This window comes from Sodalis praecaptivus, from assembly GCF_000517425.1.
Classification (GTDB): domain Bacteria; phylum Pseudomonadota; class Gammaproteobacteria; order Enterobacterales; family Enterobacteriaceae; genus Sodalis_A; species Sodalis_A praecaptivus.
This window is the reverse complement of sequence record NZ_CP006569.1, coordinates 2,924,589-2,947,952: the sequence shown is the minus strand read 5'-3', so window position 1 is coordinate 2,947,952 and position 23,364 is coordinate 2,924,589. Positions and strand designations below refer to the sequence as shown.

Below are 23,364 nucleotides of genomic sequence, written 5' to 3'. Positions count from 1 at the left end.
GCACTTTATGCATTAGGATATAGTGATACCTTCTATATTCAACAAATTAAGCATTAATTGTTTTTGCTGGCGATTAAGGCTACTGCAAATAGTGGCAATTAGTGCATCGCTAGACTTCGCGCTCGGGCTGATAGTATGCGAAAATGTCATATTCATGACGAATGTATGGCCACATTCAACGTCAGTACAAGAGCAATATAAATCACACAGCTCTTTATGCTTGCGAGCGGTTTTTTTTATAACCGCTTTTGCCTCACACACTGGACAGTAGACTTTCATGACTCGCATGTTGATAGCTCCCGAAGATTGGTCTTTTGTGTATTTTACTCTTTTGTTCGGCATTAATCACCGTTAGTCTTATCAGTGTTCTGGAAAACTAATTGTAGGTATGCCGAGATATCCTGCTGATTTGCAACCGAAGCCGCTAACATCCGCTGTATAGGCAAGATTTCCGCGCGGCGGTAAGTGTTTGCGGCCTTTTCAATATCCCCCATGACAGCCCCATTGGTCGGGATTATCCCCGCAAGCCCCGCCGGAAATCGGTGAGCCGTCAAAACATCCTGCGCGCTGATACTTTTGACGTTCTGAAACTCGTCTTTCGCACTAATATCCCCTATGGGGATAAATTTGATACCGTCAGGGTCGCCTTTCGGTATATTGACAAATAGCGTGCTGAAATTGCCAATGCCTTTTGACTGTTCAAGCTTCTGTATAATTTCTTCTTCGACTTCATCAGTCATATTTGGGTCATTAGAATAAAGCACACCGCCGGTGTGGGCGCCGTTGTGATAGTAGCGGCGCCTGAATATGGTTGCCTCGCCATTCAACAAGGCCGAATGAATACCGCTGATGTAATCCGGCAGACCATAGATGCCCTGTTGCGGGTCATACTGCTTTAGAAAAATAATATCTTCTGGCGGGTAAATCATGGGCTGTTCTTGTTGCAGAACCACAAATTCCCCGGTTTTGCGTTGACGGGTATACAGCGCCGGCAGCGGGTAGAGGTCTACTACCTCACCCCAGCCATTGCGGACCTTTAAAATGGCCACGTCGCCAAACGTCAAGTAGTCAAAGACCGCCGCGCCGAGCTGCTCATGTGTCATCCCGCCGCCGGCATAGTTGGCGATGATCATATTGCGGCGGGCATAGAGAACGCCGCCGTGCTGTGCATTGAGATTGACCAGTTGCGCCAGCGCCAGCCTGTCAATGGGTAAGGTCCAATGCTCCGCCTCGTTGTCATACCAGACGTCAGTATAATTCGTGCCGGTGGTTAAAATGGGTTCGGGTTTTCCCAGGGTGATAATGCTCATCTGACGCGGTTTACGGCCGCTGCGGCGATCCTGGAATTTTTGTTTTTTCATGCGGCTTTCCCTAAGTTACCCCAGCGTGAGGTGCGCTGGTTGTCGTGATCCAGTGGTTCATTATCAATCGCATGCGCGATAGACCAGAAGCTATCGGCGTGGCCGGTTTCGGCGCTGCGGTCGGCGACAAACGTCATCGCATTGCCGCTGGCGGTGGAGGTTCGGCGAATAGTCATAAAGCTGGCGGCGATTTCGGTTTTATCTTTCTCCCACTGCACCCGGCCCGCTTCGATAACGTCGATCATCTTCATCACAAGGCGATTTTTTGTTTCAACGCCATAGCGGATCGCCACGGCTTGCCGGATGGCGAAATGTTGAATGCTTTCAAATACGCCGCTGCCCAGGCCGGTGGTGTCTACGCCGATATAGGTCATGTTGTATTGACCAAACAATTTTTTGATTTGTGCCGCCTGCCAGCTCCAGTTCATCCCCTGCCAGTGAAACACACGCAGCACGCGAAATTTTTCGCCGGCATGCAAGGGTGGCGCGACGATGACAAAGGTTGACGTATCGCCACTGCGCGCGGGATCATAGCCCGCCCACACCTCACGGTTGCCGAACGGCCGTGGCAGGTTGGGATCGTGGTCTTGCCAGATATCCGGGTCGATACAGCAGCGCTCGACATGTGCGAAGGAAAAGACACAGTCTTTACTGTCCACGAACACGCACATAAACAGCATATCGAACGTGTCGCGGTTATAGCGGTTGCGCAGCTTCTCAATGCTGGCCAGGTTAAAGCCGCCGGCAATAGCGTCCTCCATCGTTATGATGTAGCGCCACTGGCCATCAGGGCAGCGTTGGCCGCCGTTGCGTAATGCTTTCTCTGAGGGGAACGCTACCCGTGCGCGTTTCTTATCGCCGCGCTTCCATTCTTCACCGGTCCAGAAGGGGTAAGCCTGGTGTGTCTTGCTGCTTGGCGTGGAAAAGTAAGTAATGCGCCATTTATCATGGGTGGCCATCGCGCTGGCGACTTCATTTAAACGGGTAAAGTTGGGGATCCAAAAATATTCATCACAGTACAGATGACCGCTATAGGACTGGGCGGTATTTTTGTTGGTAGACAGAAAACGCAGCTCTGCGCCGTTGCTGAGTCGGATCGGGTTGCCGGTCAGGGTAATGCCAAAATACTGCTCGGCGATATTGACGATATAGGAGCGAAACACTTCTGCTTGCTGACGTGACGCCGAAAGAAATATTTGCGGGTCGCCGGTCAAAACCGCGTTTTCAAACGCTTCAAAGGCAAAATACCATGTTGCGCCGATTTGCCGGCTTTTGAGGATGTTGCGCACCTGCTGACTGATATTGACGCGCAAATGCTTCTGGTAGCCAAAAAGATGTTCATCCGCCCAGGTATCAAAATCCGCCTGTTTCAGTCCGCTGATATCGTTTTTTTTGTATTTGCCGCGCTTGCGCGGTTTATCGTCTTTACCTGTCCCGTTTAATGATGTCTCGCTATGCGTATAGCGCGCTTCTGCCAGCTTTTCCTGATGTTTATTGTGCTGAGCGCGCAGCTTAACCAGATGGGCCACCAGGCTGTCCAGCTCGCGTAATTCCATTTCTGCTTTGCCCTCACGCAGGGTCAACGTTTGAATGCGACGGTTCAGCGCCTCTTCAGTGGATTCATGTGAGAGCAGTTCAGACCAACGGTATTTCTCCGCCCAATAATAGACGATGCGTCGATTGGGCAGATTAAGCTCGCTGGCGATTTCCTGCGGGGTATAACGTTTTAAATAAAGCGCCCGCGCTACGCCTTTCAATTCTTCAGAATATTTAGCCATGCGCGCATTATGCCCTGCCGTTTCGTTATGTAATGCCTCTTTAATTCGGATGTGTTCGGCTAACAGCAGATATCCGAATTAAAGTGCATGCGCGGGCGGTGATTATTGTGAATACTACCTTGGCAGCAAAAGAGGGGGCTTTATGTCAGGTTCTCAACTGGCAACAAATTGGATTTGTATTGCTACGGCAGGGGAAACGGTAGATAAGCGGAGCATTGAAGAACAATGGTTAATCGATGCGGCCGCATTATATGATCCTTTATTATATACCGCGCTGTTATGGCCCGAGCATTCGCGCAATTATGGCAATATGGGGGAGGTGCTGGAATTAAAAGCTGAACGCGATGACGAGAATATTCTTCGGTTATATGCTCGCCTTTGTCCGGGCATTTCATTGCTCAAGGCAAATGCAGACGGCCAGCTTTTATTTTTATCGCCGGAATTTACCCCGGACGGCAATTTTAGAGGAACCGGCAAAACCTACCTGGAAGGGTTGGCGGTGACGGATAGCCCGGCCGGGGTGAGTACGACACGGCTACGTTTCAGCCGCAGCAAAGGTAAACGCATCGGACCCTATAAACCGTTAGCGTTTGATGAAATCAGGGAATTTAAAAGGGAAAAGGGAATGTCTAAAGCGAAAAAAGGCTGGCGTCATTTTTTTAGTATAGACGAGCCGGAACAAACTACGACACCTGAGCCGGTACCGGCTGACGCGTTACAGGCGCTGGCCGATGCGCTGGCCGCGCTGGAAGATCGCGTGGCAAAGCTGGAAGGGGCGCAGTCAGAGACAGAACAGGCTGTAGAAGACGTGCAAGAGGATGTCGATACCGTGAAAGATATCGTCGATACCGAAGATTTCGCACGACTGGTCGGGAACCTGCCGGAGCTGGTGAAAAACTTCAGCAAGCTGAATGCCAAAATCACGCAGCTGCCGGCGAAGAAATTCAGCAAGGGCAAAAAAGGCTTCAACTTCCTGTAAGGGATGAGGCCGTTTTTCTCTGAGGAAAATGAATATGCAATTGAATACGAAGGCCCGTGAATTTCTTCGTCATTACCACACCGGGCTGCGTGAATCCTATGGTGCTACCGATAGCGACCGCTGGTTTGCGCTGACCGACCCGAAAGAAACCCAGCTGCGCAATGCATTGATGGAACAGACTGATTTCCTGAATCTGATAACCGTAGCTGATGTTGACCAGTTACAGGGGCAGGTCGTGCCGGTTGGCAGTTCTGATCTGTATACAGGACGCGTGCGGGATGGCCGCTTCCGTAAGAAAGTGGGCGTGAGCGGCAATGACTACAAGCTGGTTGAAACCGATTCCTGTGCAGCACTGACCTGGCAACAGCTTTCTGTCTGGGCGAATGCCGGCGATGAAGATGAGTTCTTCCAGCGCGTGCAGGAATTTACCAACCAGTCATTTGCGCTGGATATGCTGCGAATCGGCTTTAACGGTCAGTCTATTGCGGAAACCACGGACCCCAAAAAGAACCCGAACGGCGAAGATGTGAATAAGGGCTGGCACCAAATCGTCAAAGAGTGGAAGGATGGGCAGCAGATTATCGACGACGCGGTTGTGCTTGATGGCGACGGCAAAGGTGATTATGTGTCACTTGACGCGATGGCTTCCGATCTTATCAACACAAAAATCCCGGCTCAGTACCGTAATGACCCGCGTCTTGTCGTTCTGGCCGGCGCTGACCTTGTGGCTGCCGAGTCTTTCCGCCTCTACCAGAAAGCGGATAAGCCGACGGAGAAAATCGCCGCGCAGCTGCTGTCTGACAGTATCGCCGGCCGCACGGCCTACGTCCCGCCGTTTATGCCGGGTAAACGCATGATCGTCACCACGCTGCCGAACCTGCATATCTACACCCAGCGCGGCACGCGTCAGCGTAATGCGGAGTTTGTAGAAGACCGTAAACAGTACGAAAACAAATACCTGCGTAACGAAGGTTATGCGGTTGAGTACCTGGAGCTGTACGCCGCGTTTGATGAAAGTGCGGTCACCATCGGGGCGCCTGTGACGCCACCGGCCGGGGAATAAGCCAGGGGGAGCTATGAGCCTTTCACCATGCCAGCGGCACAGTGCGCGCATACAAGCTGAACGTCAGTTGCAAGCGCAGCAGGCGCTCGGTGTCGAGACCAGCCTGCATATCCAGCTCACTGCGCTGGATAAGGATTTGGCCACGGCGGCGGCGATGGAGAGCCGTGCGGCGCGCATTGATTACAAACGTGACGTGTTGCTGCCGCGTTGGTTGCCCACGGCGCAAACCTGGCTGGAAGGTGAAAGCGTGCATCAAAACCGGATTTTTGTCTGGTGTGTTATCTGGCTGTTCGATACCGGCCAGTATGACCAGGCGCTGGACTGGGCGGACGAGGCGATCGCCAGGGGACAGGAAACCCCGGTCGCGTTTAGCAGTTCGTTCCCGGTATTTGTGGCGGATACGGTGTTGGCCTGGGCGGAAACGGAAGCCGCGCAGGGGCATGACGTTGAGCCGTATTTTAGCCGCACGCGCGATAACGTCCTGCAGAACTGGAATGTGTATGAGGTCATAAAGGCCAAATACCTGAAGTTTGCCGGCCTGCACCTGCTGCGTGATGAGCACGGAGAGCCACGCGCGGCGGCAATAGAAGACAGGGACGTCTTACGCCAGTCTCTGACCCTGCTGGAACAGGCGAAGGGATTCGATCCGAAATGTGGCGTCGGCACGATGTTGCAGCGTATTGCTGCCCGTCTGCGGGCGCTGGAAAAGGCTACCGACCCGAAAGCGGGCGCGGTGGAGGGGAACGCATAAGCGCTTCGCCCGTGGAAACCGGTCCGCCCGCTTTTTTTTGGAGGAAGTCGTGTTTAGCGGAACTGCAATCAATTATGACGACGCAACGTTAACCAATGACGGTTTCTGGCCGGATTTAAACGTCAGCGATTTTCAGTCACAGCGGACCATACCGGCCGATATTGACGCGGCCACTGTTCGCCAGGCGCTGCTGACCGCCGCCGGCGAAATCAATGATGATTTGGCAAGCGTCGTTGCCCAACTTCGCAGCGGCGGCCATGACAGCGCGGCGGCGGTGCCAGGAATGGAAATAGCGGGTGAAAACCTGCTTTGCGCCCGCTATCGCAAAGCGGTGTTTGCCCGCGCCAAGGCCGACCTGATAGGGGAATTCGCCTCTGTCGGGCGCCGTGATAGCCACCCGGGACAGGAGAGCGACGACACGCGCACGAGTCTGATTGCTGAATCCACGCTGGCGGTGCGGCGCCTGAAGGGGCTGAAACGCGTTACGGTGGCGATGATATGAGTCAGTTAACCTCATTGACCGATTTTCTCATCGCCTCTATGCCGAAAAGGGCGATGCAGGGGTTTGACAGTCAGATGGACGAAATCACCTTCATTCCGGCGCAGCGGGATATCGGGCTGGGGCAATATCGTATCGCCGTCATTCGCTATAACGCCGTGTTGACCTGGGAGCGTTACCCTTACCGCGAACACGATCCCAAAATTTTAATGACGTTATTAATGGCCTGGCTCAGTGAGGACGCCAGCGGGCTGCTTGAGGAAACCGGCCTTGAAAGTGAATTGCCGGAATTCGATATCGACATTATCGACCAGGACACGGCCATTGTGGTGGTCACGCTGCCGCTGGCTGATGCATTAGATCTGATACCGGATAAGGATGGGCCGATCCCGTTTGATGGCCAGCGCTGGCGATTGGCTGCCCCGGACATCTGGCAGGCTGACGAAGTGACGGTGATCCCGCGCACCGAGGGGCAAGCATGATCCGCGCGGAGCTGAACAAAGAACAGTTTCAGCAATTGCAAGGGGCATTGAAGCGCCTGGCGCTACCGGCGCCAAAACGGCGCCGGCTGCTATGGCGAATAGCCAAATACGGCGTGGAAGCGGCAGCGAAGCGCAACGTGCGTAACCAGTGCTCCCCAGACGGTGAGGCGTGGCCCGGCAGGAAAACCCGGCGTAAGGGCAAAATGTTGCGCCAGATGCCAAAGCTTATTCGCATCCGGGAAATGCCGGCGATTGACTCTGTCCGCCTGTACTTGTTCGGTGGTCATTATCGCAATGCTAAAGGCCCCTTGCCGGCTGGCGTGGTGGGTTATGTGCAACAGCAAGGGATGAAGGTCACCGTGAAGCGCGAACAGGTCACAGGCGCGAAACAGGACGACCGGGCCGCAACCCGGCGCCAGGCGAAACGCCTGCGCAAAGCCGGCTATCAGGTCCGAAAAGGAAAACGCTGGCGCAAGCCCGGCTATCAGGAAATAGAACAAAATATGTCCGCCCGCCAGGCCGGCTTGCTGATCCGTAAACTGGAAAATAAGCCGGTGAAAACCAGCTGGCAAATAGACTTGCCCGCCAGGGCGTTTCTGGGCATTGGACAGGATGAGTTTAACAAGGCGCTGGCGCGGCAGCTTCAGGCTATCGGGTTCGGCTGGGATGTTAACGCACAGGATATCAGGGGAAGATCATGAGCTGGCCCACTGTTACCGTTAACCAGATAAATCAGCTATTGGGCGAAACCACTGACGTGGAGCGCACGCTGCTGTTTATCGGGACCGGTGATAAAAATGTAGGGAAAACATTGGCTGTCAACGCACAGAGTGATTTTGATGCATTGCTTGGCGACGCTGACAGCCCGTTAAAAAACGATGTTTTAGCGGCCGTGGCTAACGCCGGTCAAAACTGGTGGGGCTTTATCCACGTACTGGCCGCAGACAGTAAAGCGGACGCGTGGGCGACGGCGGTCAAGGCCGCACAGCGCGTCTGTTCGGTGGAAGGGGTGGTGCTGTCGGATGATATTTCTGCCAAAACGATCATTAGTCAGGCGGCAACGCTGCGATCGGAACTGACAGCGAAATATGGCCGCTGGGTCTGGTTCATTCTCGCGGTGCAGGGTATGCAGGAAAAAGAGGCGCAGGCCGACTATCTGAAACGCCTGGCCACGTTACAACAAGACATTGCGGAAAAAGGGGTGCAACTGGTTCCCCGCCTGTGGGGCAATGAACCGGGGGTGCTGGCCGGCCGTCTGTGCAATCGAGGCGTGACCATTGCCGATAGCCCGGCGCGCGTCAAAACCGGGGCGCTTTTAAATTTAGGCAGCGATGAGCACCCGCTGGACGCTGCCGGCGCGCCGCTGGAATTGGCCACGCTTCAGGCGCTGGAAGCGCAGCGCTTTAGCGTGCCGATGTGGTATCCCGATTATGACGGCTTTTACTGGTCTGACGGGCGTACGCTCGATGTCGAGGGTGGCGATTTTCAGTCGATAGAGACGCTACGTATCGTTGATAAAGCCGCCCGCCGCGTGCGCCTGCTGGCGATCGGCAAAATTGCCGACCGGTCGCTTAACAGTACGCCGGGCAGCATTGCCGCGCATCAGACGCTGTTTGCCCGCCCGCTGCGCGAAATGTCCACGGCGGCCAATATCAATGGTGTGTCGTTCCCGGGGGAGGTGAAACCGCCGCAGGATGGTGACGTGACCATCGTCTGGAAGAGCAAAAAAGCGGTGGATATTTATCTGGTGGTGCGCACCTATGAAGTGCCATTGCAAATCACCATTAGTTTATTACTGGATGCCAGTCTGGAGGCCAGCGCATGACTAAGCGTATATCGGGCATGTCATTCGATGCCTACGTGGATGGCGAGCTGATCCACGTCGAGAAAATTTCACTGGATATCACCGACAACAGCGCCGCCGCGCAAACCCGTGGCGTGCCCGATGGCCACGTTGATGGTGATGTGGCCGCCGAGGGTGAAATCGAGGTGAGTTCAAAAGTGTTGCAGGTGTTGACCGCCAAAGCGCGCGCGGCAGGATCGTGGCGGGGGATTGCGCCCGTCGATTTTCTGTTTTATGCCAAAGCCGGCAGCGAGGAAATTAAAGTCGAGACTTTTGGCAATAAGCTGCAACTCAATAACGTGCTGGACACCGACCCGAAAGGGGGCAGCCTCTCCACACATAAAATCAAATATTTTGTCACCAGTCCGAAATTCATCAACATTAACGGCGTGCCGTATCTGGAAGCGGAAGCCACGGAAAATCTGATCGGGTAAGGGATGCAAATGCAGGAATATGAAAAGGGATTTGTCACATTGGCGATGATGGGCGCACTGATTGCGCTGGGCAAAATGCTCAACAGTAATGAACCTGTCACGATCCGCCTGGTGACGGGGCGTGTCATTGTCGGCAGTGCGCTGTCATTGATGGCCGGCGTCGCGCTGTACATCGTACCGGATATTCACCCGCTGGCGCTGGCCGGCATCGGGTCGGCGCTGGGTATTTTAGGGCTAAATGGTGTCGAGGCCTGGCTGCGCAAGAAGGGGCTATGCGGTTTTCTGACCAAAGGGGTAAGGAAATGACGTTAAGCGAGAAACAGCAGCTCTTCACGGTGATGGTGGCCAATCTGATTGACTGGGCACAAGACCACGGCTACCGGCTGACCTTTGGCGAAGCGTACCGCACGCCCGAGCAAGCGGCGCTCAATGCGAAAAAGGGCAGCGGCATCACCCACAGCCTGCATACACTGCGCCTGGCCGTGGATTTCAATGTCTTCGTGAATGGTCACTATCTGGAAAAAACCGAGGATTACCTCCCGTTGGGGGAATACTGGGAAACGCTGGGGGGGAGTTGGGGCGGGCGCTTTACGTCACGACCGGACGGCAATCATTTTAGCCTCGAACACAACGGGGTGCGCTAATGGGGCGCGCGGCGCTCGGCGGGATAGCCTTTGCCGTGCTGGCGTTTGCCGGCGGCTGGACACTGGCCGGCTGGCATCGTGACAGCCTGGATTTGGCTATCAGCAAAACGGCCTTGGCAACGGGGAAACAATTGTCCGTGATTGCCGGCGCGTCCGGGCGACAGCTGGAAGCAAAACTGGAGGCCATCAAGGATGCACAGCCGCGGGAAATCCGCACGGAAGTGGTTAAACCGGTGTTTACGCATGTGTGCCTGTCTGATGAGTTTGTCAGCCTGTACAACGACGCCGCCGCCGGCACCGAACGTGCATTATCAGGAAAATCTAAAGACTAAATGTGCCACGCAGCTGCCGCGCCTGCACGGGGCGCGGGGAAAAGACGCGGCGGAGGTGTTAACGCTGTATCTGGAGCGTTACGGCCAATGTGCCGCGCGGCATAACCAGCTTGTTGATGAAATTAACGAAAGGGAAAATATTACCTATGGAAAAGATTGAATTAGTGGTTTGCGGTCAGAACATTATTTTTGAACCGAACCAGACAGCCTATAACAAGTTTATTAATGAAATGGCGATGGATAATAAAGTCGCGCCGGCGCACAACTATCTGACCCGTATTGTCGCGGTGGAAAGTAAAGAGGCGTTGAATGATATTCTGACCCGCCCCGGCGCGGCCATTCAATTAGCCGGCAAGGTGAATGAGATCTATGCGCCGGAACTGGAAATAGAAATAAAAAACTGACTTTGCGAGTCCGTGCCATTGAGCATAACGGACTCGAGCAGTATTTGATTTTACGCCGCCTGTATTTGCCGCAAGGCCGTGACACGGTAGACGATATCGCCGCCGCTATTTGGCTGGATAATCGCTATTGGGAAAACATGCATATTGCGGTGGCGAATGGGATTAGCACCGCTTTTAAAGGTTCGGAATGAAACAGTTAGATTTTACCTTAAGCCTTATTGATAAGCTGTCGCGCCCGTTAAAACAGGCGCAAAGCAGCCTTGTCGGCTTTGCGGAAAAATCAAAAGCGGCGTCAATGCAAATCGGCGGCGGGGTGCTGGCGCTGGCGGGCGCCGGCATGGCAATCAAAGGGGCATTATCGCCCGCCATAGAGATGTTTGACGCGCTCAATGATGCGGCCGCTAAAGGCATTGATGATTCCGTGCTGAAAACGGTGCAGCGTGACGCGGTGCGATTCAGCATGACCTATGGCGCGAGTGCGGTGGCGTTTGTGAAATCAACAGAAGACATCAACACCGCGATTGCTGGTTTGAGCAACGCCGAACTGCCCAAAGTCACGCAGGTGGCGAATACGCTGGCGTTTGCGCTCAAATCCACCGCAGCGGAAACGGCCGAATTTATGGGACAGATGTATGGCAATTTCGCCGCCGAGGCGCAGCGGCTGGGAAAGGTGCCGTTTGCCGAGCAGCTGGCCGGAAAGATGGTCACGATGCGTAAAGTGTTCGGCACCGAAATGGCCACCATTAAAGATTTGATGGAAGGGGCGCGCGGCGTGGGTACCAATTACGGCGTTGGGATGGATGAACAGCTGGCCGTGCTGGGCCAGCTGCGCCGCACGCTGGGTACGGAGGCCAGCAGCGCTTACGAAGGTTTTATGACCAGCGCCATCGCCGGCGCTAAAAAGCTGGGACTGACGTTTACCGATGTGAACGGCAAAATACTGTCCATGCCGGACATGCTGACGAAACTCCAAAATAAGTACGGTCAAAGCCTGGAGGGGAATTTACAGGCCCAGGCGGCGCTGGATGCGGCTTTTGGTGACAGCGCGGCGGTGGTGAAACACCTGTACGGCAATGTAGCGTTACTTCAGCGCAATATCACCGCGCTGGGTGGCGCCGATGGCCTGAAGCGTACGCAGGAAATGGCCGCAGGCATGGTGAAACCCTGGGATCGCTTCGTTGAAATTCTCAAAGCCATTCAGACCGTCATCGGATTAACGCTTATCCCGGTGCTGTATCCGCTGCTAAATCGCCTGGCAGATATGGGGCAGACTTTTGCCCGCTGGATGCAGCTGTTTCCCAATATCGCGCGTGTGATTGGCTATGCCATGCTGGGATTATTGAGCTTTGCCGCTGCGGGGGCAGCGACCAATATTGTACTGGGTACCGGCAAACTTATTGCCTTGGGCGCACGTACTGTCTGGAAATCATTAATGTTGGTGACAAAGCTCTATACCGCCACCTTGTGGTTAGGAAAAAAAGCCCTGCTTGCCTGGAATGCGTCTTTGCGAATGATCCGTGGCACGCTGTTGGCGGTGCGGATGGCGGCGATGTTAACTGGCGTGGCCATCAATTTTATGAGCTGGCCCATTTTATTGATTGTTGGCGCCATCGCGCTACTGGCAGTCGGGTGTTATCTGCTGGTGAAGCATTGGGATACGGTCAAAGCGGCGGTGATGAACACCGCGGCGTTTACCGCCGTTGCCGGCGTGGTGAAATGGCTTGCCGGGGTGTTTACTGCTGCCTGGCAAGGGATCGCTGAGGGCTGGAATCGCTTTATCGCGCTGCTGACCGGCTTTTCACCTTCACAGGCGTTAAGCGGCATGGCCGGCGGTATTGTGTCGATGTTTGATAATGTCTGGCAAACCATCAAAGGGGGCTTTTTGACATCATGGCGCTGGATTGTCGGTAAGCTCAATAAAATTCCCGGTGTCAATATCGCCCTGGACAAAGAAAGCACGCCCGCGCTTACCACGAACACACTTTCCACCGGCGCGAAATTAAAGGGCACTGAGCGCGGCGGTATCAATAAAAGCATGAGCAGTCACCGTCAGTCAGTGACCGATAACAGCAGGAAAATCGGCACGGTGAATATCTACCCGAAAGAAACCTTAGCGCCGGGGCAATTAATGGAATGGCAGGAGCTGGGCGTATGAGCGATTTACTGTATATCGATTTGCTGATTGACCGCGGCGATTTTGCGCTCAATGCCGGCAATGAACCCGAATTGTGCAACAACCGTCAAAGTATCGGACAGGACATCGTGCATGCCATTTTAGAAAGCGGCTTAGCGACGCAGCTCATTGCCGAGCGCAGCCCCACATTACGCGCCGATATCTTTACGCAACTGGAATTATTGGTGGAAAGCGATGAACGCATTGTGCCGGGTACCGTTGAAGTAAGCGAAGAGGGGCAAAAGCGGCTTTGGGTCACCGCCAATACTTATGATTTTGGCACTATCTCGTATCGGGTGGATGTATGACGCAAAAGCCCCAGGTTGACTTTGAAGAGGTCCTGAAAGCCAGCGGCGTGCCGACCACGGAAGAGGCCGTGCGCACGCGTTTTAACGCGGTGGTGGCGCAGGAGGGACTGATTACAAATACCTCCCGTATGTCGCCCTTCTGGCGGCTGGTCACCGCGATAGTGATTGCGCCGGTGATGTGGCTCAAAGAGGCTATGGTGTCTACCGTGCTGACGAACATGTTTGTCGCGACGGCGGGCGGACAGATGCTGCGGCTACTGGCGTGGGCGGTAAACGTGACCCCAAAGCCCGCCAGTGCGGCTCAGGGCGTTATCCGCTTTTATAAAGAAAATGCCAGCGACGTGGTAACGGTTAAAGCGGCTACCCTGATACAGACGGAGCGGATCAACGGAACGGTTTATGAACTGGCAACCACGGCCGATGTGGCGATCCCGGCGGGAACGGCGAATGCGCTGATACCCGTTGAAGCCACCGGCAGCGGCGCAGCCTATAACCTCGCCCCCGGCTATTATCGCATCCTGCCTGCCGCCGTTGACGGTATCAGCCATGCCGCCAGCGAAGAGGACTGGCTGACGATACCGGGCGCCGACGAAGAAAATGATGATGAGCTGCGCGAGCGGTGCCGCAATCAGTTTAATCTGGTGGGCAACTATCATACTGATGCGGTGTACCGGTCCATGATCGCCGGCGTGGCGGGTGTCAGTATTGACCGTATCTATTTTGAACATGACGCGCCGCGCGGGCCGGGTACGGCAAACGCTTATCTGCTGCTGGATAGCGGCGTGGCGTCCGGGCCGTTTATCGACGACGTTAACGACTATATCAGCAATCAGGGGCATCACGGCCACGGCGATGATATGCAGTGTTTCGCCATGCCAGAAACGCGGCATGACTTGTCTGTGACGGTTTGGGTCAATGACCTGGCCAATATGAGCGAAGAAGAAACCGACGCGATGAAATCAGACGTCGAAAATCTGGTGCGCTGCGCCTTTCGTGAAAACACCAATTACGAGGTGATAAAAACCTGGCCTTATTCACGGTTTTCCTTTTCCCAACTGGCAAAGGAAATCCATCAGGCATTTCCCGCGACGGTTTCGCTGGCGTTTTCTCTCGATGACATCACCAGCGCGCTAAGCGTGCCGCGCCTGGACAGTCTGACGGTGAGCCTGAAGAATGAATGACTTTGTAAGAAAATTGGCGGCCGTGGCGCTGCCGTCATGGATGAACGCAGGCGAACCGGCCAAATTACTGACCGCCGCCCGGGCATATTGGACGCAGGTCTATGGCTGGATCACCTGGCCGCTGAACCAGTTCGATCCACTGACCTGCTCTGCGTCACTGTTAACCTTACTGGCTTACGATCGCGATATTACCCGTTTCGACGGCGAGCCGCTGAGTTTGTTCAGAAAGCGCGTGGCTTACGCCTTTGTTAATGCCGCCGATGCCGGTTCGGTGCAGGGGTTTATCACTATTTTTGACCGGCTGGGCATTGGCTATGTTGAATTGCTGGAGCGCCAGCCGGGCATTGACTGGGATGTGATCCTGGTGCGCGTCACCGACAGCCAGATTTCGGATAACACACAGTTAATGCTCCAGATCATCCGCCAATACGGCCGGACCTGCCGCCGTTATCAATTTGAGGTGATGACCTGTGAAGCCCTGGCTATTCGGGCAGGGTGGGACCAGGGCGAATTAATCACGTATCCGGCGGCGCTGGGCTTGACCGGGAATAACGACGAAATTTTTAGCGCGAAAGTGTAAGGAAACACGATGTCACAAACCGTTATTACGCTGGCGTTTGAGCAATGGAAGGCTCAGCAGGCTATCACCCAGGACGCAATTGAGCTGGACGAATTTGTTTTTGCCAATGTGCCGGAAATGAACCCGGATATACCCATTGATCGCACTGAAGGTATCCCGCCGGCGGCGCAAATTGTTCACCGCCAGGCCGTAAGCCGTAAAGGGGTGGTGAATGATAACGCGGTGGTGCATTCGGCGGTGTTGGGTGCCGAGGTGGGCGATTTTTCGTTTAACTGGATAGGGCTTATCAACAAGGCCAGCGGTACGCTGGCCATGATTGTGCATGCGCCTATACAGCAAAAGCTTAAAACCGCATCTGGGCAACAAGGTAACGTGCTGACGCGCTCTTTTTTGATGGAGTTTGACGGCGCCCAGGTTGAAACCGGCATCAATACCCCAGCCGAGACCTGGCAAATCGACTTTACCGCACGCATGACCGGCATGGACGAGCGCCAGCGGCGCGAAAATGTCGATATTTACGGCGCTGCGGCCTTTTTTGGTGATGGCTGGCGGGTTGGCAAAACCGGCAAGCAGTTTTTCATCACCAAAGGGGCGGGCTATGTGGCCGGTTTGCGGGCTGAGCTTGTCGCTGACCAAAATATCACCGTTACCGACAAGCCGATTACCGTCTGGCTGGATGTGTGCTGGACAGGAACGTTAATCAGCGTCTGGGGCGTTGAAACTGACATTAAACTAGCCGCCGATTTAGCGGATTATGAAAAAGACGGCGTGCAGCATTACGTTTTTGCTTTGGCCGGCATTGACGCCGACGGCGCTATCACCGATTTGCGCCCGAACGGCTCGCTTGATGGCCAGGCGGCCAGTGATGCCTTAAAACGACACGAGCAATCCCGCCATCACCCGGATGCCACGACTTCCGCTAAAGGCTTTGTCCAGCTCAGCAGCGCCACCAACAGCGCCAGCGAAAAATACGCCGCGACACCGAAAGCCGTCAAAGAGGCCAATGATAACGCCAATAGCCGCTTGTTATCGGACAATCGCCTGGCGGAAATTGACGCGGCAGGAGAGGAAGCGCAGCGAGAAGCCCAAAAAAATATTGGCTTAACGGCTTACGGCATCCAGCCCGCGCTGGAATTCACCACGGGTACGGACGTTAATAGCCTAAAAGCCAATGGCCGCTTTGCTATCAATGAGCCGGTTAATGGCCCCGTGACAGGAAAAGCCGGGTATTGGTTAATCGATGTGCAAAGTTTCGATTCACAAGCGACAGGTGATCCGTTACGCATTATTCAGATTGCCAATGGCTATGGCATTTCAGGCTCCTATCAAAACCGGACATTTCGCCGTACTTACAAAGGCAGCGCGAACTGGTCAAACTGGATAGAAATCTATTCTGAAGAGAATAAACCGACGCCGGCGGATATTGAGGCGTTCCCGGTCGCCGGAGGCACCGTGGGGAGCCTCGGAGTGACCACACCATCGCTGAAGGTGACCAAAAAAGCATCGTTCAACAGCATGGTAAAAATGCTGGGAGAGGGTAAGAACAACAATGGTGAGGTGAGATCGGCAGGCAGCCTATTTTACCCCTATGGTGACACGAGTGATCAATCTGTGGAATTCTATACGGTCGACATAGTGAACTCCCATTTGGAAGCCCGTTTGATCGTTAACAAAGCGGGTAAGGGGCGATACTTTCGGTTTAAAGATGATGGTACGTTTGTGGTGGAAGGTGAATGCCAAGCGGGCAATGGTCAGGCGCGGCTAGCGACCAATGGGGATGTGACTGGCCCCATTTGGGAGGGAAATTTATCCAGTTGGATCATGAATCGCACGCAAGCTTCTGGTGGTCGTAGCGGATGGTGGTACAGGGATGCGTCATCAGGATTCATTCTACAAGGTGGTGTGGTCAATCGTAGCGGTGATAATACGCAAGTTAATTTTCCAATCGGTTACCGAAAGGAGTGTTTTGGCGTGCAGATGACGCTTTCTGTATGGAGAAAATCAAGTAAGTCAAATATATTTGCAACGTCTATTGAAAATACCGGATTCACAGCAGTGATGTATGATCAGGAAGTTGAAGCGAACTGGTGGGCGGTGGGGGTGTAACAATGAGTTACGGATATAGCGCTAAAACGAATACATTCTATTTGATTGAATACAAAGAGGGTTACGCCGAACATGGTAACTGGCCGGATGATGTCAAGCCTGTCAGCGATGAACTATGGAACAAATACTGTGTGCAGGGGCCAGCGGGCAAGACACGCGGCGTGAGTATAGATGGACTGCCTTGCTGGGTTGATGTACCCCCGCCCACACCTGAAGAAGCAAGGCGAAGTGCCGAATTCATGAAGCAGCAGCTAATGGACGAAGCGACGCGCGACATGGCTCCCCTTCAGGACGCCATAGACCTCGACATAGCAACGGAAACCGAAAAAACGGCACTTCTGGCCTGGAAAAAATACCGGGTGCAGCTTAACCGGGTCGATATCAGTACCGCTCCAGATATTGACTGGCCGGAGGAACCGGAACGTGTGGCGTGAAGCCAGGCTGGCATTTACGGATTCTGTTGGAGCACTGGAGTGCTCAGTCATTTCCGCGCATCCATGGGTGTATGGACTGGGGCAGCAAACGGAAAACGGCGCCTATTTGAGTCCCGTCAATGCCATTACCTTTTTGGCACAAAAATTAACCGGTTTGGGTAACGCGACGGACATCGTGATTATGATGGTGGCCGGAAAGACGCATGAAAATTTCATGGCCAATCTAAATCCTCTCATTGAGGTGTTCCCTGCACCCACCTTCACACAAGTTAAGCGTCAGGCGCAGGCAGCGGCAGAACTGGCAAGGGCTAAAATGCAAATTCCGGCAACGTACGGTAATGGGATGCCGGATGTTTCGAGGTTATCCATTCCGACCAGCCGCCAGGCGATTACCGCCGCCGCTGTTGAAGCGGCACAGGTTGACGCGGCGGCGGCGGTTGATATGGTCAGCCTTAAACAGCAGCTGAGTGACTTTACAAAGCAGCGTGATGGCCTGATGGGCGATATTGCCAGCGGCCTTGATGCATTACAGGGCAAAAGCGCTAAAGCCTGGGTATTTACCGCCACCGCCGATCTTCCTACGGCTTTGCTTGCGCTGGTCAAAGACATTCCGATGCCATCAGCGGTTTACACAGCTGCGATGATGCTGGTCGGCGATAATCTGGACGGTATAAAAGGAATGATACATGACATCGATCCCGACGCTGGCGCTTAATGGCGAGGCTATTTTGCTTAAAAACATGCGTGTTACGCTAACACAGCAATTCAAGGATAAAGACCAGTCCGGCGAGACCAGTGCCACGACGAAATCGGAACAGGGAATGAAAGGTAAAGAGCTGCGTATCTCGGGTGAAGTGCCGTTTAAAACACCTGAAATCCTGCGCCGTATCTTCGAGTTGGCCAGCGCAACGGATGCCGGCGGCCAACGGCAGGCTTATAGGGTGGCGCATGATGTGGCGCGGGCGGTCAATTTTCGTGAGGCGATATTTACAGGTACGCTTGATGCACCGCAACAGGACGGGAAAATGGCCTGGCTTGTAACATTTACGTTGACCGAACATCTTAGCGTGCCGGAAAAACGTGAAGCGCGCGCGGCCAGTAAAACGATAGCGCAGAAGCAATCCGCCGGCACGGGTAGAGAGAGTGCGGAAGAGAACGAGGAAAAATTAACCTGGTTTGAAAGTCGGGTGTTAAAACCAGTTAATGATGCATTGGGGGGCGGATGAAACCCATTAAGCGATTGTATCTGTTTAACGATGAAATTCACCTGGCCGACAGTAATCTTGTGCTGGAACTGAACAATTGCGGCCGTGGATTCATTACGGCTGAGACGACAAAGGACTATACCGGCAAACTGGTACGGCTTGACGTGGGGTACACGGATTTGCTGTTGCGTTGGTTTACGGGCTATGTTGAGCGGGCGCAACCAGCTGAAAACGGTTATCAGCGATTGTTTGTGCGGGAGCTGGTCGGGATCTATGACCGAGCATGGCCATGTTCATTTCAGCACCCCACCTTACGCAGTGTAGCCGGCTGGCTGGAAGAGCAAAGCGGAATAACCGTTAGTGTGCCGGATGCTGATTATGCTGATAAGCCTATCCCGCATTTTACGCACAGCGGCAGCGGTTTCCAGCTTCTCAACAGTCTGGGCAGGGCATTCGGTATCAATGATTACATTTGGTATCAGCTGCCGGACGGCGGCGTTTATGTTGGGGGCGCGGAAAAGTCATTGTTTGCCGGTAAGCCCGTTAGTATCCCGACCGAGTTTAGCCAGGGCGCAGCGGGTGGCCATTCCATGATCTTGCCGGTTATCCAGAGTCTACGGCCCGGCGTCGAGATGAACGGAGAGCGCTTGACCAAAGTTCACCTGAACAGCGATACGATGACAGTCACCTGGGCACCCCGCAATAAAGCCACCGGTAAACCGCTGCAGAAAACGCCGGTGCAGCGCCAGATTGAAAGCCATTACCCTGAACTGGCTTCGGGTTTACATCTGCCCAAGTTTGCACGGGTTATCGCGCCGACTGAGGCGGCCAGTAGCGGCAACGTTGCCGATCCTTTTCGCCCGCGCTACGCGGTGGATGTGCAACTGTTAGATGCAGACGGCAAACCGGATAATGCGACGCCGGTCTATTCCGCTGTGCCGTTGCCGGTACCGATGGCCGGTAATGATTCCGGGCTGTTTCAGTATCCCCCCGAGGGAACGCTGGTCGAGATCGGTTTTACCGGCGGCAGGCCGGATAAACCCTTTATCCGTCAGACCGTGCCAGACGGTACCAGCCTGCCGGACGTGAAACCGGGAGAGCAGTTACAGCAGCAGCGCGCCGAGGTCTCGCAGCGCGTTACGCAGGCGGGTGACTGGGTAAGACAAACGGACCAGACCATTAGCGAAACATCAATGGCCAGAACCGTAAAGGCAGATACGGAAAGCCGGGAGCTGATAAACCGCGAAACAACTATTAAGGCCACGGATAAAACCAGCGTTATCGGTACGTCCACGCTGATGGCCGGGGCGATACAACAGGTTAGCGCCGGTCATTGTAGTCAGGCAGTGCAGGGCAATCGGCTAGCCAGCGTGGGCGGTAATGATGAAACAGAGATAACCGGAAGCAAAGCAACAATCACCGGGCAGGATTTGACGGAGCAAATTGGCCGAATTCGCAAAAGCGTAGCGGCAATCAAACAGGAGATCATCGCGCCGGCGGTATGGATTGGATCCGATACCGTCAATCTGGCGCAACTGATGCTTGACACCCTCGACGTCGTTAAGCAACTGGCGGAACAGACGGCCGAACATAGCCATAGCAACACCGGCGGGCCAACGAATGCGGATGCTATACGGAGCGCTGCCGGACAGGTCGATAACCTGACCGGCACATATTCGCCGATCATTGCCTGATAATATCGATTGCTTGATGGTTGCCTATAGGTTTCGCTTGTTATAATGCGACGGCACGAAGGATAGACGTGTATTGCCTAAGAGCTTTAGATAATAGGGAAAAGGGAAATGATTACATTGGAAGATATGCAGATTGCGCTGGCCAAAGCGTCTGCCGATAAAATGGAAATACAGGCGAAGCTACGGCAAGCGGCGGCAGAACTTGTCAGTCAATACCGGGGATCATTGGCGGTCTCTGACGAGCGAAGCCAGGTGATTGTCACTACGGGTATGTCAGAAGCATTTGAGTTTATTGAAATGCCCGTCTCCGCGATGAAGATAAATGGCTTCCGTCAGCTTAATTTTTATTTGTCAACGAAGATTATTAACCAGCATATAGCGCAATTCATCGTTTCCATATCGATATCACTGCGTGAGCAAGACGATTTTATTAGTGTCGAAATTGAAGATAGTCTGGTGCCGTTGTTGGTTTTGAAAGAGGGCGTTGATGCGCGTTTCGCTGAGGTTGTTGAAGCCATCAAAGGCGAGGTCCTCAGAAAAATAGAACACCTTGCCTGAACCAAGCCCCACTTCCCAACACCGGGTTAACCCGCATAATCATGCGGGTTTTTTATAACCCTCCCAGACCACGCAGAACGCCTTACAGCGCGATGCACTAATCCTGCCTGCATAATCCCTACCAATTCAATCGCAGCGGCATAGCGTAGCCCCTGTGTGGTTTGCTTGCGACGAAATAACGGCGGAAGTGACGAAAACGGCGCTACACCGCACCCGCCTGCGGTTTTCGTGTTAAGAATGATTTCAGTTTTTCGAGGATACAAAATATCTGGCCAGCCCGCGCCGTCGCTGGCAGATGTGCAGAAAATCTAAACTGAAAAGAGTGAAAGTAATTACAGTCTTTTTCAAAAAGTGGCCTGCGGTAGAATTGAGGAAAAACGCAATTATCTGAAAAATATGATAAAAAAACTCTTCATTCAAGGAGGGGATTAAATGGCGCCAAGTTAAGCAAAATCAGAAAAACCCGCGATTCCAGTATTGGCGCGGGCTTTGGCGGGATGGCGGCGCTTTGCTAAACTGAAAAAAATTGTTTGATTATATTGTGCGCAACTCAGTTAACAAGGAGGGGTCGCGTTCAATCATTAGCAATAATTTCAAAGAAGAGCCGGACGGCACGCGGCGGTTTTGTTCCCAGCTTTGTACGAGAGAAGGACTGACGCCTACGGCTTCAGCAAATTCACCTTGCGTCAGTTCGCTTGATGCCCGCATGCTTTTAACGTCAGGTAAGTGGTGGCGGTGAACGGCGGCCGGGGCCAGTTCGCCTTTTTCGATGGCCACCATTTGTTCCATGCTTTTGGTAAGCTGGTCAAAGAGTTCTTTTTCCATCGTATAACCTCATTAGTTGAGGCCGCTAGTGCGGCCTGTTTAACATCTGTGAAATCTGGTTTAGTACTTTCTTCTCTTGCTCGGACAAGTCATCTTTACGATTTTTCGAGTAAACCAGAAGTAAGTAGATTTTCCCTTGCTCAGTAAGGCAGTAGTAAATAACCCTCACACCACCTCGCTTCCCCTTTCCTTCCAATCCCCAGCGAATTTTTTTGCATCCGCCTGTTTTACTGATAGTGTCGCCGTCTTCGTGGCTTTTAAGCAAAAAAGCCTGAAACTTCTGAAAACTGTCATCATCAATCAATTCTGAGCGCTGCTTATTGAAAACCGGGGTTTCTATGAATTCGAAGTATTCCATCTCACCTCCTTGGAAATATGATACTCGTACATGGTACGAATGTCAATGGAGAATTGTACAGGGTACGAGTTTAGAGCGTTTGTAAAATACGAACGTAACTAAGGCCACCGGCTCACCCCCGGTGGCCTATCACATATTTGAGCCTGAACCACCATCCCACCTGCCATTCATCCAGTTACACAGCACTAACATCTACATCAACATAATCACCCACAAGTAAGGATGAATTTTAGCCAAACCTGAAATTTTCAAAATTTAAAGGGGGCCATCGGAAAACCGTCACAAACGTCACAAGAATTAACATAGTGATATATCTTTATGATTAATATGAGTAAATCGGGGGATTGAAAACCATCACAAAACCGTCACGAAAGCATCACAGTGTGACGGTCTTAAAGCATCACATTTCTGTTTTATAACTCTTTGAATTTACATAGTGTGACGGTTTCTGTTGCATTTTGTGACGGTTTTGCCGTCACAACTTTTCTATAACATAATCAGTGGGTTAATTGATGATTTTATAAGGTGTGATGGTTGTGACGGTTTTCCGATGGCGGTATCAAATTTGGATGTGGGGCGAACCATGATTTTTAACATTTGGTAAGTGTAAAAAACCAGCTCGCAAGCTGGCTTAAGATTCACTAGTCAAGATTTAGCTGATAGCGCTGGGATCACGTGTAACGGGTCGCGCTCAATGGCTTTCAAAAGAGCCTTAGCTGGGCCAGTGGGTTCACGTCTGCCCTGTTCCCAATTCTTTAACGTATCAACATTGACCGAAATCAGCTTAGCGAACCCGCTTTGTGACAACCCTGTAGCCGTTCTGATAGCTTTAACCTTAACAGCAATAACGTTTGTTTCTCGCGAGGGTTCGCGGGAACCTTCGATGATTTCATTCATTTGCGTCATACTTTCTTTCAGACGCTCAAACAGTTTTTGTTCCATTACCAGCCCTCATTTAACGCCCTTAACTGGCGCTTGTCGTCCTCGGATAAATCATCCTGGACGCCTTTTTTGTAGATCAGCAACAGCCTGATTTGTGATTCGGTGACCTTGTAATAGTAAATCACACGGACGCCCCCACGCTTGCCCTTGCCTTTGGCCGCCCAGCGGATTTTACGCAGTCCTCCAGTATTTTGGATTACATCCCCCCAATCGGGGTTATCGGCCATGAACTGCTGAAACTCGCGATATTCGTCATCGTTCAATAGTTCCTTTACATCTTCGGTGAAAATATGGGTTTCGATAAACAGCATGCTAAAGTACGTCATTGGCGTATGGTTAGATAATGCTATCAGATCGTGGTTGTAAGTCAATGGCGTACAGTTCGGCTTGTAAAACAAGCTTGGGTGCGGCTTTTAAAATGGCGGTTGAA

At 53.1% G+C, this 23,364-nt stretch carries 31 protein-coding genes; 24 read left to right on the top strand and 7 right to left on the bottom strand.

Translation table 11 applies throughout. The annotated features are described in order from the left end of the window. Window positions 1-12 precede the first annotated feature (12 nt). From SANT_RS23390 to SANT_RS13015, 3 genes are read right to left on the bottom strand one after another with little or no spacing between them, the layout of a single operon-like run. On the bottom strand, window positions 13-342 hold the full coding sequence (locus tag SANT_RS23390) for an ogr/Delta-like zinc finger family protein (RefSeq protein WP_071882023.1): 330 nt from the start codon (window positions 340-342) through the stop codon (window positions 13-15). Further along, entirely contained in the window at window positions 342-1,361 is a 1,020-nt protein-coding gene (locus SANT_RS13020; protein WP_038668562.1) for a phage portal protein, read from the bottom strand. Before SANT_RS13020 ends, SANT_RS23390 begins: the two co-directional genes overlap by 1 nt. Further along, window positions 1,358-3,139, bottom strand: a complete 1,782-nt coding sequence (locus tag SANT_RS13015) for a terminase large subunit domain-containing protein (protein WP_025422735.1) — start codon at window positions 3,137-3,139, stop codon at window positions 1,358-1,360. Before SANT_RS13015 ends, SANT_RS13020 begins: the two co-directional genes overlap by 4 nt. A gap of 142 nt (window positions 3,140-3,281) precedes the next feature. On the opposite strand from SANT_RS13015, the gene SANT_RS13010 reads away from it, so the two are divergent. The 24 genes from SANT_RS13010 (at window position 3,282) to SANT_RS12895 (ending at window position 20,809) form a co-directional block, all read left to right on the top strand. Beyond that, entirely contained in the window at window positions 3,282-4,118 is an 837-nt protein-coding gene (locus SANT_RS13010) for a GPO family capsid scaffolding protein (protein WP_025422734.1), read from the top strand. A gap of 34 nt (window positions 4,119-4,152) precedes the next feature. Beyond that, a complete protein-coding gene (locus SANT_RS13005) occupies window positions 4,153-5,181 on the top strand; it encodes a phage major capsid protein, P2 family (RefSeq protein ID WP_025422733.1) in 1,029 nt (342 codons plus the stop codon). A 13-nt stretch (window positions 5,182-5,194) separates the two neighbouring features. Then, on the top strand, window positions 5,195-5,932 hold the full coding sequence (gene gpM / locus SANT_RS13000) for a phage terminase small subunit (protein ID WP_025422732.1): 738 nt from the start codon (window positions 5,195-5,197) through the stop codon (window positions 5,930-5,932). Window positions 5,933-5,981: 49 nt separating this feature from the next. Further along, a complete protein-coding gene (locus SANT_RS12995) occupies window positions 5,982-6,434 on the top strand; it encodes a head completion/stabilization protein (RefSeq protein ID WP_025422731.1) in 453 nt (150 codons plus the stop codon). Continuing rightward, window positions 6,431-6,913: a phage tail protein gene (locus SANT_RS12990; RefSeq protein ID WP_025422730.1), complete on the top strand. Its 483-nt coding sequence runs from the start codon at window positions 6,431-6,433 to the stop codon at window positions 6,911-6,913. Before SANT_RS12995 ends, SANT_RS12990 begins: the two co-directional genes overlap by 4 nt. Next, window positions 6,910-7,614, top strand: coding sequence for a phage virion morphogenesis protein (locus tag SANT_RS12985; RefSeq protein WP_025422729.1), 705 nt, complete (start codon window positions 6,910-6,912; stop codon window positions 7,612-7,614). Before SANT_RS12990 ends, SANT_RS12985 begins: the two co-directional genes overlap by 4 nt. After that, a complete protein-coding gene (locus SANT_RS12980) occupies window positions 7,611-8,738 on the top strand; it encodes a DUF2586 domain-containing protein (RefSeq protein WP_025422728.1) in 1,128 nt (375 codons plus the stop codon). Before SANT_RS12985 ends, SANT_RS12980 begins: the two co-directional genes overlap by 4 nt. Continuing rightward, window positions 8,735-9,190, top strand: coding sequence for a phage protein (locus tag SANT_RS12975; protein WP_025422727.1), 456 nt, complete (start codon window positions 8,735-8,737; stop codon window positions 9,188-9,190). The genes SANT_RS12980 and SANT_RS12975 overlap by 4 nt, the downstream gene beginning before the upstream one ends. Window positions 9,191-9,199: 9 nt before the next feature. Beyond that, window positions 9,200-9,496 (top strand): phage holin family protein, encoded by a 297-nt coding sequence (locus tag SANT_RS12970; protein WP_025422726.1) that lies wholly within the window; start codon window positions 9,200-9,202, stop codon window positions 9,494-9,496. After that, on the top strand, window positions 9,493-9,834 hold the full coding sequence (locus SANT_RS12965) for a M15 family metallopeptidase (protein ID WP_025422725.1): 342 nt from the start codon (window positions 9,493-9,495) through the stop codon (window positions 9,832-9,834). Before SANT_RS12970 ends, SANT_RS12965 begins: the two co-directional genes overlap by 4 nt. Then, entirely contained in the window at window positions 9,834-10,166 is a 333-nt protein-coding gene (locus SANT_RS12960; protein ID WP_025422724.1) for a hypothetical protein, read from the top strand. The genes SANT_RS12965 and SANT_RS12960 overlap by 1 nt, the downstream gene beginning before the upstream one ends. Further along, a complete protein-coding gene (locus SANT_RS24710; protein WP_025422723.1) occupies window positions 10,138-10,326 on the top strand; it encodes a hypothetical protein in 189 nt (62 codons plus the stop codon). Before SANT_RS12960 ends, SANT_RS24710 begins: the two co-directional genes overlap by 29 nt. Next, the gene (locus tag SANT_RS12950; RefSeq protein ID WP_025422722.1) at window positions 10,313-10,570 is read left to right on the top strand and encodes a putative phage tail assembly chaperone; all 258 of its coding nucleotides are present in this window, start codon (window positions 10,313-10,315) and stop codon (window positions 10,568-10,570) included. The genes SANT_RS24710 and SANT_RS12950 overlap by 14 nt, the downstream gene beginning before the upstream one ends. Window positions 10,571-10,572: 2 nt before the next feature. Then, window positions 10,573-10,761 (top strand): DUF6890 family protein, encoded by a 189-nt coding sequence (locus SANT_RS12945; RefSeq protein WP_038668558.1) that lies wholly within the window; start codon window positions 10,573-10,575, stop codon window positions 10,759-10,761. Further along, window positions 10,758-12,725: a phage tail tape measure protein gene (locus SANT_RS12940; protein WP_025422721.1), complete on the top strand. Its 1,968-nt coding sequence runs from the start codon at window positions 10,758-10,760 to the stop codon at window positions 12,723-12,725. The genes SANT_RS12945 and SANT_RS12940 overlap by 4 nt, the downstream gene beginning before the upstream one ends. Next, window positions 12,722-13,051 (top strand): DUF2590 family protein, encoded by a 330-nt coding sequence (locus SANT_RS12935; protein ID WP_025422720.1) that lies wholly within the window; start codon window positions 12,722-12,724, stop codon window positions 13,049-13,051. The genes SANT_RS12940 and SANT_RS12935 overlap by 4 nt, the downstream gene beginning before the upstream one ends. Next, complete coding sequence (locus SANT_RS12930) at window positions 13,048-14,232, top strand: baseplate J/gp47 family protein (RefSeq protein ID WP_025422719.1); 1,185 nt, start codon at window positions 13,048-13,050, stop codon at window positions 14,230-14,232. The genes SANT_RS12935 and SANT_RS12930 overlap by 4 nt, the downstream gene beginning before the upstream one ends. Continuing rightward, a complete protein-coding gene (locus tag SANT_RS12925) occupies window positions 14,225-14,812 on the top strand; it encodes a phage tail protein (RefSeq protein WP_025422718.1) in 588 nt (195 codons plus the stop codon). The genes SANT_RS12930 and SANT_RS12925 overlap by 8 nt, the downstream gene beginning before the upstream one ends. Window positions 14,813-14,821: 9 nt before the next feature. Further along, complete coding sequence (locus SANT_RS23840) at window positions 14,822-16,918, top strand: phage tail protein (RefSeq protein WP_025422717.1); 2,097 nt, start codon at window positions 14,822-14,824, stop codon at window positions 16,916-16,918. A 2-nt stretch (window positions 16,919-16,920) separates the two neighbouring features. Continuing rightward, window positions 16,921-17,352, top strand: coding sequence for a tail fiber assembly protein (locus tag SANT_RS12915; RefSeq protein WP_025422716.1), 432 nt, complete (start codon window positions 16,921-16,923; stop codon window positions 17,350-17,352). Next, window positions 17,342-18,067 (top strand): hypothetical protein, encoded by a 726-nt coding sequence (locus tag SANT_RS12910; RefSeq protein WP_025422715.1) that lies wholly within the window; start codon window positions 17,342-17,344, stop codon window positions 18,065-18,067. Before SANT_RS12915 ends, SANT_RS12910 begins: the two co-directional genes overlap by 11 nt. Continuing rightward, entirely contained in the window at window positions 18,039-18,578 is a 540-nt protein-coding gene (locus tag SANT_RS12905; protein WP_025422714.1) for a hypothetical protein, read from the top strand. Before SANT_RS12910 ends, SANT_RS12905 begins: the two co-directional genes overlap by 29 nt. Further along, on the top strand, window positions 18,575-20,251 hold the full coding sequence (locus tag SANT_RS12900) for a hypothetical protein (protein ID WP_025422713.1): 1,677 nt from the start codon (window positions 18,575-18,577) through the stop codon (window positions 20,249-20,251). Before SANT_RS12905 ends, SANT_RS12900 begins: the two co-directional genes overlap by 4 nt. 108 nt (window positions 20,252-20,359) lie before the next feature. Then, window positions 20,360-20,809 carry a hypothetical protein gene (locus SANT_RS12895; protein ID WP_025422712.1) on the top strand — a complete coding sequence of 150 codons (450 nt, stop codon included), beginning with the start codon at window positions 20,360-20,362 and terminating at the stop codon, window positions 20,807-20,809. A gap of 534 nt (window positions 20,810-21,343) precedes the next feature. Here SANT_RS12895 and nadS (SANT_RS12890) read toward each other — a convergent pair. The 4 genes from nadS (SANT_RS12890) to SANT_RS12875 all read right to left on the bottom strand — a co-directional run bounded on the left by nadS (SANT_RS12890) (window position 21,344) and on the right by SANT_RS12875 (window position 23,245). Beyond that, a complete protein-coding gene (gene nadS / locus SANT_RS12890; protein ID WP_025422711.1) occupies window positions 21,344-21,634 on the bottom strand; it encodes a NadS family protein in 291 nt (96 codons plus the stop codon). 25 nt (window positions 21,635-21,659) lie between these two features. Next, window positions 21,660-21,992: a type II toxin-antitoxin system RelE/ParE family toxin gene (locus SANT_RS12885; protein WP_025422710.1), complete on the bottom strand. Its 333-nt coding sequence runs from the start codon at window positions 21,990-21,992 to the stop codon at window positions 21,660-21,662. A gap of 645 nt (window positions 21,993-22,637) precedes the next feature. Next, window positions 22,638-22,934: a NadS family protein gene (nadS, locus tag SANT_RS12880; protein WP_025422709.1), complete on the bottom strand. Its 297-nt coding sequence runs from the start codon at window positions 22,932-22,934 to the stop codon at window positions 22,638-22,640. Beyond that, window positions 22,934-23,245 (bottom strand): type II toxin-antitoxin system RelE/ParE family toxin, encoded by a 312-nt coding sequence (locus SANT_RS12875; protein WP_025422708.1) that lies wholly within the window; start codon window positions 23,243-23,245, stop codon window positions 22,934-22,936. The genes nadS (SANT_RS12880) and SANT_RS12875 overlap by 1 nt, the downstream gene beginning before the upstream one ends. Window positions 23,246-23,364 lie beyond the last annotated feature (119 nt).